The organism is Flavobacterium hydrocarbonoxydans (assembly GCF_009789235.1).
In the GTDB taxonomy this organism is placed as follows: Bacteria; Bacteroidota; Bacteroidia; order Flavobacteriales; family Flavobacteriaceae; genus Flavobacterium; species Flavobacterium hydrocarbonoxydans.
In genome coordinates, this window is record NZ_WSTB01000003.1 from 160,858 (window position 1) to 173,554 (window position 12,697).

Sequence of the window (12,697 nt, forward strand, 5' to 3'; positions counted from 1 at the left end):
GTTTTTGTTTCAGGTTTCAGGTTTGTTCTTTGTCTATAACATACAGTTTGTCAGAAATGACAAGATTGAGCAGTTTCACATTTCACATTTCACTTTTCACATTTCACAATACAAAATATGAAATCTATTAAAGCACTTCCTTTATTATTTTTAGCAATATTACTTTTCAATTTCTCTGCCAAAGCGCAAACCAAACCAACTATTTACACCGTGGGAGATTCAACCGTGAAAAATGGCAGAGGCGACGGATCTGGTGGACTTTGGGGCTGGGGAGATTATATTGGACAGTTTTTGGATACTACAAAAGTGAATATCGAAAACCATGCTTTGGGCGGAACGAGCAGTAGAACTTTTCAGGACAAAGGTTTATGGATTGCTGTTTTGAATAAACTTAAAAAAGGAGATTATGTTTTGATTCAATTTGGCCATAACGATAATGGTCCTTTAAATGATACTTTGAGAGCAAGAGGAACTATTAAAGGAATTGGCAAAGAATCGCAGGAAATTGATAATCTAATTACCAAAAAACATGAAACGGTTCATACTTACGGTTGGTACATTCAGAAAGTAGTTCGCGAAGCAAAATCAAAAGGAGCCATTCCGATAATTTGCTCACCGATTCCGAGAAATGACTGGAAAGATGGAAAAGTACCACGTAATGATACTTCTTATGGATTATGGGCCAGGCAAATTGCTGAAAAAGAAAAAGTAACTTTCATCAATTTGAATGATAAAATGGCGATTGAAATGGAGAAATTGGGTGAAGCAAAAGTAACCGGAACCTATTTTTACAAACGCGATCACACTCACACTTCAGCAAAAGGAGCCGTTTTATCCGCTTCTGTGATTATCAATCAATTAAAAAATAGTGACAATTCTTTAAAAAAATACATTTTAGAAAATCCAAAAATTGTTCTTCCTGCCAAGAAAAATGTTTTTTTGATTGGTGATTCTACTATGGCAGACAACAAAAATGATATGGCTGTAGGTTGGGGAGTTCCTTTTCCAGAATATTGCGACACTACAAGAGTAAATATTATTAATAAAGCCAGAGGAGGAAGAAGTACCCGCACTTATACCAAAGAAGGTTTGTGGGATGAAGTTAAAAATCAATTGAAACCAGGCGATTTTGTAATCATTCAGTTTGGTCATAACGATGCCGGAGCAGTTGATAAGGAAAAATTTAGAGGATCCTTAAAAGGAAATGGTGATGAAACACAGCAGGTCGTTCGTGATAGTTTAACCGAAACCGTTCATACTTTTGGGTGGTATATGGAAAAATTCATCAAAGAAACCAAAGAAAAAGGCGCTGTTCCGATTGTTTTAAGCCAAACGCCAAGAAACGAATGGCCAAATGATAAAGTAGAACGCAGAAGCGATTCCTACGGAAAATGGTCTAAAACAGCTGCGGAAAATCAAGGTGCTTTTTATATTGATTTAAATGAAATTGTGGCCTTAAAATATGAAGCATTAGGCAAAGAAAAAGTGAAACCTTTTTTTCCAAAAGATCATACGCACACAGGCTTAGAAGGCGCAACTCTTAATGCGTTCACTGTAGCAGAAAGTATTAAAAAACTCAAAGATTGCAAACTTAAAGACTATATTGAAATTCCTAAATAAAGTTTTGAGTTTTGAGTTGTGAGTTGTGAGTTGTGAGATGTGAGTTGCTAACTTATTTTTGACCTATATTTATCTAAATCTAAAAAACCTCGTTTAAAATCTAAACGAGGTTTTTTCTAAACCATTATAAACAACATCATTCCATACGGCGGCATCAATAATAATCAATATCCTATTAGGTTTTCTGTTGCTTTACTTCATATTTTTTTGACTATAGGTACTAATAGTAAGAAATGATGGTAAATTGTACCTTAATTTTTAAAATAGTATTCACCTGAAAAATTATTTTATCGTTAGATAATCCAAAACAATTCCGGTTTGATTGACCTCCATTTTAATACTATGTTTTCCTTCTTTTATGCTTACTGGTAATTTTACAATGGCGCTATTACGCAATACATTTTCTTTCCAGTTTTTGTCTCTGTCTTTGGTATTTATAGAAAATGATTGTGTTTTCTTTCCATCGATTTCAACTCCAATTTCATTATCAAAATTATTAGAATGTGTTGGAAGAAAGTGAATTTCGATACTATAATCTCCAGCTTTATTTATTTCAAATTCGTAAGAAATACTTGGTTTTTCAGCTTTAAAATAACTATGTTCAAACGGAAATAACGTAATTGCATTGTTACTGAAACCCAAACCGTTAATGCTTTTCCACTTATAGTTTTTGTTTTCTTTTTTTGCAATAAAATCTTTTCCCTGAATGGCAATAACAGGTTTCGAAGTTGATTTTAAATCCTCTTCTTTGACAATCGGATTTTCTTTTATCGAATCAAAAACAGGCAAGTTTCTCGGATGCATTGACATCATGTGATTCCATTTGCCATTGCTCATTTCTTCATTATAAAAAGCCGTTAATTCTTTAATTTTCTCAAAACCTTCTGAAGATAACTTTTGATATTTTTCTTTAAGTTTAACATCTGAAGTTTTGGCGGCTAAATTCCAATATAAAAATTTATGATTCATATAAGCTGCACCTTTTACTGGATAAACCACTAACTGAAACCAAGCATTTTTTCTTTCTTCAGGAACAGCAGCAGTTAATTGATCTATTTTCTGAATCAGATTATCATATCGTTTTATACGCTCTAAAGCCTCTTCATCGGTAAAATCAGAAAGTTTTACTGGCGTTGTAGGTTCGGTTTGACTCCAACCCATATATTCGGGTTTTCTTATAAATGCCAATCGATAATATTCTTCAAAAACAGTCGAAACCTCAGAAGCTACTTTTGAAGAAAACTCTCTTGATGCCCAATTTTGTAAATATTGATGAAGCCCATCCGATTTTACACTATTGATATCCCAAGCCATATCCAAAAATAATTCGATATCATATTCCGCGGGTTTGATATCGCCCACATTTACAATCCACATTTTTTTCGCACCATTTTCGTAGGCTTTTGTCATTTCGTACCAAATTAAGCCTGGCTGTGTAGTGTTCAGCCAAAGATAATCATGAGGTCTTCCCCAATAACTGATATGGTAATAAACGCCGCTTCCTCCTGCCCTTTTTTGCTCTTCTTCATTACTCAAACGTCGAATATAGCCATAATTATCATCCGGCCAGACAAGCGTTACATCTTCTGGAACTTTTAAGTCATTATCGTACATTTCCAAAACTTCTTTATACGGAACAAAGGCTTGTGGAATCTCATTCAATGGTTTCTGAAACGTTTTGGATAACATATTTCGTTGAACGTCAATGATGTTTTCGACCATTTCAATGGATTCTTTCAAATCTTTTGCACCTTCCATTTTACTGTCGTGAACGCCTCGCATTCCAAGTATCATAATGGTTTCATTTTGAAAAGCATTTACTTCATCCAAACGATCTTGCCAGTATTTATCGACTTGGGTTTTGTTGGTAAAATAATTGTATTCGCCATGAATTTTTGGTTTCCATTCATCGACATTGTTACGAAGCATTGGTTCTGCATGTGAAGATCCGATAACGATATGGTATTTTTGCGCCATTTCTTTATTTCCAGAAATGGTAAAAAAACCTTTTGTCGAAGGATGCATTGCTGGCCAAATCGTATTGGCTTTTAATCGTAACAATAACTGAAATATTTTTTCGTAAGTCTTTGGACCAATATCGCCTGTTTCTTTTTCAAAAGTTTTGGCTGCCCAAGGTTGCAATCCCCAATCTTCATCGTTTAGAAAAATTCCGCGATAAGCCACTGATGGCGATGAAATTATTCCGTTTTCAGGTAAATGAATTGTTGTATTTTCTCTTTGTATCGGATGAACGTCTGCCCACCATTTCCAGGGAGAAATACCCAAACGATCAGCTATTTCAAAAATGGCGTAAACTGTTCCGCGAACATCACTTCCTACAACCAAAAGATTGTCTTTTTCTTTTTTAATTTGAAATTTTTCCCACTGATTGGCTAATCCTTTTTCTATCTTTTTAGACTGAAATAAAGGATTTGAAACTTCTCCAATATAAATTCCTTTTTTAGAAAATGTATTCGTTTTTATAATTTCAGGTCGTTTTCCTGTCAACCCTTTTACATCATCAGCCAATTCATTTACAGCCCAAAAAATTAAGGGGTCTGTATTTTCAGCAATATAAAAAGAAGTCAGTTGATTGGAATTGGCAATCGAAAAATCAACTGGATTTTTATCCTGAGAATAAGAATTTATAGATGTAATGGCGAAGATTAACAGTACTATTTTATTCATTTTTAATGATATTCTAAGGTATTAAATTTCTAATATTCAAAATTTTAAGATTCTTAATTGATTATAACTTGACCAAAAAAACTCTGAACCTTTAAACTTCAAACCTTTACTCAACAAGAACTTTATTCAAATAAACATTTTTAAAAGTAATTCCATCTACAATACTTTTGTCAACAGCTGCTTTTGTAGCCTGGATATTAAGGTTTTCAAAAGTAAAGTTTGACAAACGTACATTGGGATCTTTTTCTACATTAAAAAACGTATCCGATTTCATTTCGATATTTTTTAAAGTCACATGATTCCCATAAGACAACGGAACATCAGGACGGCCTTTTAAGTCAAAAAACTGTTTCCAAGCCAACACAACCAAACAGTTTTTTGCCTGCCCTTTTATATCTTCTACCCGGATATACTCATAATTTTGTGGCGTATCTGGGCGCATTTTTAACCAAAGCATTCTTGTTGCACCATCGATTTGACAATTACGCATGATTACATTTCGGTTATGAATAGCTTCACTTCCGTTGGTTAATGCTGAATGACAGAATCCGAATCGGCAGTCTTCGATGATGATATTAGAGTTTGGTCCGTTGTTTTTATCGGTATCGGCAAATGGTCCTTTCCCGCCTTTAAGCGCAATTGCATCATCATTTACCGACATAAAACAGCCCTTAACCAAAACATTTGAACAAATATCAAGATCGATAGCATCTGTACTTGGTGCTTTTATTTCTAAATGTGGAGAGAAAATGTATAAATCCAATAGTTTCACATTATTACATTTATAAAAATGATTCGTCCAAAACCCGGAATTAATCAATTTTACATCCTGAAATTGTACGTTATTCGAATTCCAAACAAAAACCAATCTAGGTCTTGAAACTTCTAGATTAGTACATTTCGGATTTATTTTACGTCTTGCCCAGAATGCTTCATAATACTTATAACCATTTCCGTTTATGGTGCCTTTTCCAGAAATAGAAAAATTATCAACACCATAAGCGTTTACCAAAGCTGGAAAATAATCCAGATTCTGACCTTCCATTCTAGAAGGCATAATTGGATAATTGGCGATATCATCAGAGCCTTTTAAAGTTCCTCCTTCAGCAACGTATAAACTTGTTTTGGGTTTAAAAAACAAAGCGCCACTCAAGTAAACTCCTTTCGGAATAACAATCACGCCTCCACCATTTGCAGCCGCTTTATCAATTACTTTCTGAATGGCAACGGTCTGAATTTTGGTACTGTCTTTTCCCACTCCAAAATCGGTAATAGTATATTGTTTCCCTAAATCTTTCAGTTGAAGTTTAGTATAATCTTTAAACCAAGGAGTAATGGTACTTCCGTCGGGAAATGTATCGTTTGTATAATTTTGAGAAAATGCAGACTGGGAAATTCCCAAAATGCAGATTGCAAATATCAATAATCTTTTCATTGTATCTTTTTTGGTTTTTAAATTTTATGCGGTTTTATTTTTTTTAACAATGTCCTGAATAATTGACACCATTTTCTCAAGTTAAACAAAATCCTATCTGATAAAAATCAAAATAAAACATTTTTATCATTTAAACTTAAGATTAAAATCAAATATAATTTTTCCTTTTGCCTAATCTATCCTGCTCTATACTGCTATTCTTCTAAATCCATTTATTTACGTTTCAGCCATTCTTTCGGCACATTGACAATACAAATATTCATCGTACGATTATCGGCAGAAAGCATAGCTGACTGAATTTGAATTTTGGTTCCTTCTCTGTTGAAAGTTGGATGAATATGATCTGCTGCAGATTGTTTATGTCCTGTGGTCAGCAGCATCATTTCGTTAGTATTTCTGTCAATTAAATACAAACTTCTCGAAAAATCATCTCCAACTGCCCATCTTCCATCAGCAGAACCATGAACATGCCATAATCCGCTGCCGCTTTTGGTTTGTCCGGCAATAATCATTTCGCGTGTTCTAAGATTTACAATTGCTAAACCTGTTGGTTTCTCGCGCGTTCCAGAATTTCCCCAATTGGTTTCTTGACCAGGATTTTTAGTATCTGAAACTTCTTTGTTATCAGCAACTGACTTTTCTTTATCAAAATCAATTTTTCGATGTCCCATAATCGCTATGGCAACTTCGTCTTTAGAAATTACAGCTTCATGCGTTACCCATTCAAAATCCGATTCGGGATACAAAGGTCTAAGACCGCTTCCATCAGCCATAACTGTCCACGTACGCTGAGGAGATTTTCCTCCGGTTTCCCAACAAAAAACAATCTCACCCGGATTCCAGATATTCGACTGGATATGACCAACCTGAAAAGGCACCGAAACCACATGCTTTATTTCACCAGTTTTTACATTCATACTCGAAATACCGCCTGGTCCTGCTCCCATATTTCGAGCACCAAAACTTTTTTCGATTTTAACATTCGGATCTAAATGTCTTGCTGCTTCTTCTTTTCCAATTCTAAAATAAACCTTTTCTTCATCAGCATCCAAAGCCATATCGCCGGAAGCACCCATTACAGGAGTTGTTACACCGCATATTCTTTCGTAAGCCGAAACCGGTTTCATTTTTTTGGCCTGGCTGTCTTTAAAAACAGCTTCCAGATTTACTTCCATGATCTGCATCTTATCGCCATCAGCTTTACGCATAAAATACAGTTTCATAGATTTTTGAGCCATACACAACGTTCCGGTATAACCGCCTTCGGTAACCTGAACCATTATGCCTGATTTTTCATTAACCGCTACTGCTTCGCCATTGGCTCTTTTGGTTCTGAAAATCAGCCATTCTCCATCTGATGTCCATTGCGGATGTGTTGGATAGGTTTTAGAATCACCTGCTGATCTGGTCGTTAAAAAAATTAAATCAACCCCTGTTACAGGATCTTTTATAGTTTTTTTTTCAGATGGAAATCTTGTTCCTATCTGACAAAAAGCACTTGCAGTAAAGCATAAAATGAATACACTTACAATATTTCTTACTATCATTTTTGCAGATTGTTTTTTCCTTCTATTTTTAATTGAATTGCGCTATCATTTATTTGGAACTGAGTATCTTTCAGCAATAGAATCACTTCGGCTCCAGCCAATAATACTGGTCCATAACCGTGAGCTGCAAAAACATTTATCGGGCGATAATAGTAAAATGCAGGATCAAAACCCATTCCGGTTCCTACACAAGTTCCTTCTACCTGACCTTTGTCATTTACTTTTGTCGCAACAGCATTCCAACCCAATAAAACAGCCGGACCATAGGTCATTTTATCTACGTAACCGCGATTAATAGCTCTTGCAATCGAATAGGTATAAATCGCCGTTGCCGAAGTTTCCAGATACGAATCGTTCCTATCGAGTAATTGATGCCAAAAACCGGTTCCGTCCTGATATTGTACCAAACCTGCGATATGTTTTTGCAATTGTGACAAAACTTTAGGATAACCTGGATGATTTTTAGGTAAAACTTCTAATAATTCTACCATTGTCATTACCGCCCAACCATTGGCTCTGGCCCAATGAAACTGTGGATGAACTTGCATAGATTCTACCCAACCGTGCATGTAAATTCCTCTTTCTTTATTAAACATTCTTTCAGAAAACTGAAGTACCTGTTTTACAGCATCATCAAAATATTTTGTTTCTCCAGAATAAGCGCCCATTTGTGCAAGTGCAGGAACGCTCATAAACATATCGTCTAACCAAAGTGTGTTGTCCTGAGGTCTGTTTCTCGCTAATGTTCCGTCTTTTAATCGAAACTGTTCGTTGCTGATAAAATTGATATAATTATTAACTAAAGGATCAATATTTGCCTTTAAGCCCTCTTTTTTAGCTTTGATAAAAGCCGCACACAAAGCTCCTGCAAAATCTAATGCTTCTGGGTGAAGCGATTTTAGCATGTCTTTGTCTTTGATGTTTTTTTCTTTGATATTTTCTGCCACATCAGCGATTAACTGAATTCTTTTATTAGAATAATCTGCAAAATATTTTTCTCCAGTAGCCTTAGATGCTAAAAGCATTCCGGCATACGTAACGCCCCATTCGTAACTCGTCAAGCGGAAAGCTCCCGGCTCAAAAACAATATCTTCAGTGTTTTTTTTAAAATCTTTTATATCCGCTTTTGTAGTTGCATTGATAATTTTTGAAGCTGTATTTTTATCCAAAAAATTATAAACTCTATCCAAAACCATTTTTATATCTTGCTGTTGCGGAATCACATAAGGTGTTGGATAATCGGGCTGCATCAAGTGCAAAGGTGCTGTAGCATCTGTTTTTTGGGCATTCGCCGAAGCCATTACCCCAAAAGCAAATAGCGTAATAATTTTGGTTTTACAAGATTTCATGGTTATATATTTTGGTTTAATAGTTAGTATTGATAGCTTATTTATTGATTTTTACCTCTATTTCAGCAGATAATTGTTTGGCCAAAGTGGTCACATAATTTGTAAAATAAGCCGGATCTCTAAAATTCTTATCCGCACTTAATTCCCAGGTCGCAATTGCATAATAACTGATTGGGGTATTATTCCTTATTTTGAATTTTGCCAAATAAGAATCTGTCAATTGTCCGGCTTTTGGTGCTTCGATATAACCTAAATAATCTTTTTTAGGAACAATAATCGCTGTTCCCATAATCCATTCGCGGTTATAACCAAGATTATCATGCTGAATAAGACAAACCCAATCTCCAGCTTCTATTTCTTTTACTCCTTTTTGATTATTGATATTCGAAAGTGCTATCAAAAAAGTTTCTTTTCCTGAAATTCCATCAATGTTCACCGTGTTTTTATAGCCATACATTCCCGGCCAGATTGAAGTAGTTTCCTGTACCTGGTATTTATTTCCAGAAGCTTCCCAATTCTGGTATTGATAGCCTAAAACCGAATTTACAGGACCTTCGCTAACAATTTTGAAAGTTGTTTTTTCAACATTATTCAAAGTATCATTTGTTAGAATTCCTAATCTGTCAATTTTATTGTCAATCATTAAAGCGTAACCTCCTAACCCCACAGAATTTCCAACAGGAAAAATATCTCTTCCCCAATCGTACATCTGGTGGTAATTGTCTTCTACTTCGCTTTTGTTGTTTACACCAACGTTTTCAGGTGTAATTGCAGGGATTTTTTTTCCAAAAACATCTTTCGAATTTCTTCCATCTAAATAATGCCTGAAACCTACCTTATCATTTTCCCAGGTTGGGCCATCTGTTTGGTATTTCTGAAAACCTAGTTTTTTATAAACTTGACTGGCCATCAAAACTTCTTCTGTTGCAGGCTGCACGGGCAAATTTTTCGCTTCTCTTTTTCCGAATCTTACACTTGTTTTGATTGGGAATTTTGGATTTGCTTTAGACCATTTCAATGTTACTAATTTGCTTTCATTTGGAGAAAAATCAGTAACTAAAAACAACTCATCCCATTTTCCATCACCATCCAAATCGTTTACCTGAGCTGGAATTGTATCGTTATTGAAAATTAGAATCGGGAAATCATTCGCTACATCTTTCAACGAAAGTTGGCTTCTTTTTATAGCAATTGCTTTCTGAGGCACTTCTAAATTGGATTTGTTTTTTAAGACAATCGTATTTTCTGTTGCTTTTTGTCCCACTTTACAACTTGTTAAAAGTATTGACGATAAAGCGACCGACAGATATAGTTTAGTGTTCATTATTCTTGTGTATTTATTTATTTTACTGCTACGTCCCAGATTTTTGACATTCTGGATTTTCCTTTTGGTCCTTCGATAATAAGGACAACAATATATTTTCCAGCTTCTTTATATTCATGTATCGGATTTTGTTCTGATGAAGAAGTTCCATCACCAAAATCCCATTTCCATGAATTAATTTCACCTTCAGAATGATCGATAAAAGCGACCATTTTTCGTTTCATATCTACGACATCAAAAGTCCATTTTGCGTCAATTGACTTTTTGAATTTTTCTTCTAAAGGCATTAACTTAAAAGGAAGACTATAAGAAGCATTTCCGTACATGGTATGCTCTTTTGACAAATTCCAAAAACCATTATTTTTTTCATTATTGACATCATCATAATCGATAATCGCCCAGCAAAGCCCAATGTTTTTATTTTCTTCCAAAATTGACTGAACCGCACGACTTGGATCATTTCCTGCATAATCAAAAGGCGTAATCCAGAATTCTAAAGTCATTTTTCCAGATTCACCCGGTTTAAAATTATAATTGGTTGCCGTATTTGCATAAGGCAATTCTTTTATCCAGGGTTGGCTTCCCCAAACCAATGTCCAGTCTTTTCCTTCGGCTGGAGTAAAAATGTGATAGTTTTGCGCATGAACTCCATGATAAGAAAAATAGGCATCCATTGTATTTGTTAACGCTGCATTGGGATGAAATCGATCTATAAATGGCCCGCCAGATTGATCTGCATCTACGATAACTTCAAAAGTGTCATTGTGTAAACCCGGAAGCGAAAAATCCCAGTAATTATCATACGCTTCATATAAAAAATACAAACGATTTAAACCTTTTACCCATGCAACTTTTACACTTACGTCTAAGTTTTTGGAATCTGCTTTGGCATGTTTTCCGCTGTCTTCCCACAACTGATCCATACCAACAGTATAACTTTCTGGAACCATTTTCCAATCTTCAGCATTTCCATCTATTGTTGGAATCTTGTTTGCCGGAAATTGAAAAACTTTAAAAGTTCTGGTATCCTGCGACCAAGTTTGTATTCCGAAAAACACCATTAAAATCAAAGTCAGGAATGTTATTTTATTTGGCTTCATCTAATAATCCTTTAGATTTGAAAAACATTGTTCTGTTATAATTTATACTATCAATCACTTTATATTTTGCTGGTTTGGCCGACTCTCTTGTAAAATTATTCTCACCAGGGCAAATTCAAATATATTTAATAAAAACAGATATACTGTCCTGTAGTATAGGGTTTACAGAAAGAATCATTTATAAAAAAACGGCGAAAATCTGTAAGCAACTTTTGATACAGAATTTCGCAAATACCTCTTGAAATTACTCTTGAAGCGAATGGCAAACTAAACCATATTTAATCTAAGTGGAAAACTTCCTTCAACCCTACCGTTACAGGCGAATTATCAGGATTCGTATCCATAATGTCGCCCATATAGGCCCACCATTTTTTTACAACGGGATGATTTGGTAGTAAATCAAAGTCAAAATCTGGGCTTATTTTTTGAACTGCAAAAAGTATTAATGTTTCTTCATCCAAAAAAATACTGTAATCCTGTATCCCTGTTTCTGAAAGTAAACTTGCTAATTCAGGCCAAATCTCATCATGACGTTTTTTATACTCTACTTCAAAACCTTCTTTTAGCTTCATTTTAAAAGCATTTCTAACAAAATTATTTTCCATAAATTTTTTAATGTTTAAGATTAATCTGAACAGGTTTATCCCGATTGCACACAATTTCTCCATTGATATATTCTAATTCAGCAACTTGAATTGAACTTCTTCTGGTATCGTAAGTATCTAATCCTCTATTTTCTGGTGTTCTTCCCGGATGTGTAAAATAAAAAATATAAGCCCTATCATTATTTACAACTATATCCGGATGTCCCCCAATTACCTGATCGTCTTCGCCTAAACCAGGAATTTGAAGAATCTTTTTTTCCTGACGATTCCAATTTATAAAATCATCAGAAGAATAGACATTCAAACCTAGCCAGGAATCCGAAATAAGCCAATTTTTACCTTTCCAAGAAAATACTTTTGGGCCTTCACCACGGTCTTTTATGATTTTATTTCCTCTATCTATCCAATGATATAAATCTTTACTATCCGCATAATAAATAGATTTTCCGTCATTTTCATTGTTATAATACATCCTCCATGTTCCATTAGGCAATTGAAAAACAGAAGCATCAATACAACGTTCAGAAGCCAGTTTTAATTCGGATTCGAACTTCCAATCTATCAAATTTTTACTTGTCAGATGAATGATAGAACGCGGATGATACCAGTCTTCAAATATCCCTGGAACAATGGTCAAATACATGTGATACTTGTTTTTGTATTCAATGACATCAGGTGCCCAATGTGTCACATTTTTTATATTATAGTTGATATTACACGTATCCTTATAGGTCCAATTTGATCCATCTGAAGATTCTGCAATACCAATACGCGTTCCGTGTACCCAAGTTGTGCCTTTTGCATTGTTATCATTTGCACGACGATTAGTGTAAAACATAAACCATTTTTGTGCTTTTTTATTCCAAATGATAGTTGGATCAGCTGCACCATCAAAAATAGGATCGCGATACAAAGGTTTACTTGCAAAATTATCGTCTTTTTTCGAATTATTTTGTGCCAAAAGCGGCAAATAAACTAATACAGCGATAGCAAAGAGCAGCAGTTTTTGAAAAATTTTAAACATAAATA

The 12,697-nt window shown here is 34.7% G+C and carries 9 protein-coding genes; 1 reads left to right on the forward strand and 8 read right to left on the reverse strand.

Annotated elements, in window-relative coordinates:
- The first annotated feature begins 117 nt into the window (after positions 1 to 117).
- A complete protein-coding gene (locus tag GON26_RS06695; protein ID WP_160373969.1) occupies positions 118 to 1,620 on the forward strand; it encodes a rhamnogalacturonan acetylesterase in 1,503 nt (500 codons plus the stop codon).
- Positions 1,621 to 1,902: 282 nt separating this feature from the next.
- Here the strand turns inward: GON26_RS06695 and GON26_RS06700 are convergent, their stop codons facing one another.
- The 8 genes from GON26_RS06700 to GON26_RS06735 all read right to left on the reverse strand — a co-directional run bounded on the left by GON26_RS06700 (position 1,903) and on the right by GON26_RS06735 (position 12,692).
- Complete coding sequence (locus GON26_RS06700; RefSeq protein WP_160373970.1) at positions 1,903 to 4,308, reverse strand: glycosyl hydrolase 115 family protein; 2,406 nt, start codon at positions 4,306 to 4,308, stop codon at positions 1,903 to 1,905.
- Between the two features lie 106 nt (positions 4,309 to 4,414).
- Complete coding sequence (locus GON26_RS06705; RefSeq protein ID WP_160373971.1) at positions 4,415 to 5,743, reverse strand: rhamnogalacturonidase; 1,329 nt, start codon at positions 5,741 to 5,743, stop codon at positions 4,415 to 4,417.
- Between the two features lie 212 nt (positions 5,744 to 5,955).
- On the reverse strand, positions 5,956 to 7,290 hold the full coding sequence (locus GON26_RS06710; RefSeq protein WP_160373972.1) for a hypothetical protein: 1,335 nt from the start codon (positions 7,288 to 7,290) through the stop codon (positions 5,956 to 5,958).
- Positions 7,287 to 8,639: a glycoside hydrolase family 88/105 protein gene (locus GON26_RS06715; protein ID WP_202110842.1), complete on the reverse strand. Its 1,353-nt coding sequence runs from the start codon at positions 8,637 to 8,639 to the stop codon at positions 7,287 to 7,289. Before GON26_RS06715 ends, GON26_RS06710 begins: the two co-directional genes overlap by 4 nt.
- 37 nt (positions 8,640 to 8,676) lie before the next feature.
- The gene (locus GON26_RS06720) at positions 8,677 to 9,963 is read right to left on the reverse strand and encodes a DUF4861 domain-containing protein (RefSeq protein WP_160373973.1); all 1,287 of its coding nucleotides are present in this window, start codon (positions 9,961 to 9,963) and stop codon (positions 8,677 to 8,679) included.
- Positions 9,964 to 9,980: 17 nt separating this feature from the next.
- Entirely contained in the window at positions 9,981 to 11,063 is a 1,083-nt protein-coding gene (locus tag GON26_RS06725; RefSeq protein ID WP_160373974.1) for a PKD domain-containing protein, read from the reverse strand.
- A 278-nt stretch (positions 11,064 to 11,341) separates the two neighbouring features.
- The gene (rhaM, locus tag GON26_RS06730) at positions 11,342 to 11,668 is read right to left on the reverse strand and encodes an L-rhamnose mutarotase (protein WP_160373975.1); all 327 of its coding nucleotides are present in this window, start codon (positions 11,666 to 11,668) and stop codon (positions 11,342 to 11,344) included.
- A 7-nt stretch (positions 11,669 to 11,675) separates the two neighbouring features.
- Positions 11,676 to 12,692 carry a family 43 glycosylhydrolase gene (locus GON26_RS06735; RefSeq protein ID WP_160373976.1) on the reverse strand — a complete coding sequence of 339 codons (1,017 nt, stop codon included), beginning with the start codon at positions 12,690 to 12,692 and terminating at the stop codon, positions 11,676 to 11,678.
- Between the last annotated feature and the right edge of the window lie 5 nt (positions 12,693 to 12,697).

Coding starts and splice junctions, on each gene's coding strand:
- GON26_RS06710 (WP_160373972.1), bottom strand. CDS start 7,290: ATGATAGTAAGAAATATTGTAAGTGTATTCATTTTATGCTTTACTGCA.
- GON26_RS06720 (WP_160373973.1), bottom strand. CDS start 9,963: ATGAACACTAAACTATATCTGTCGGTCGCTTTATCGTCAATACTTTTA.
- GON26_RS06695 (WP_160373969.1), top strand. CDS start 118: ATGAAATCTATTAAAGCACTTCCTTTATTATTTTTAGCAATATTACTT.
- GON26_RS06700 (WP_160373970.1), bottom strand. CDS start 4,308: ATGAATAAAATAGTACTGTTAATCTTCGCCATTACATCTATAAATTCT.
- GON26_RS06705 (WP_160373971.1), bottom strand. CDS start 5,743: ATGAAAAGATTATTGATATTTGCAATCTGCATTTTGGGAATTTCCCAG.
- GON26_RS06715 (WP_202110842.1), bottom strand. CDS start 8,639: ATGAAATCTTGTAAAACCAAAATTATTACGCTATTTGCTTTTGGGGTA.
- rhaM (WP_160373975.1), bottom strand. CDS start 11,668: ATGGAAAATAATTTTGTTAGAAATGCTTTTAAAATGAAGCTAAAAGAA.
- GON26_RS06725 (WP_160373974.1), bottom strand. CDS start 11,063: ATGAAGCCAAATAAAATAACATTCCTGACTTTGATTTTAATGGTGTTT.
- GON26_RS06735 (WP_160373976.1), bottom strand. CDS start 12,692: ATGTTTAAAATTTTTCAAAAACTGCTGCTCTTTGCTATCGCTGTATTA.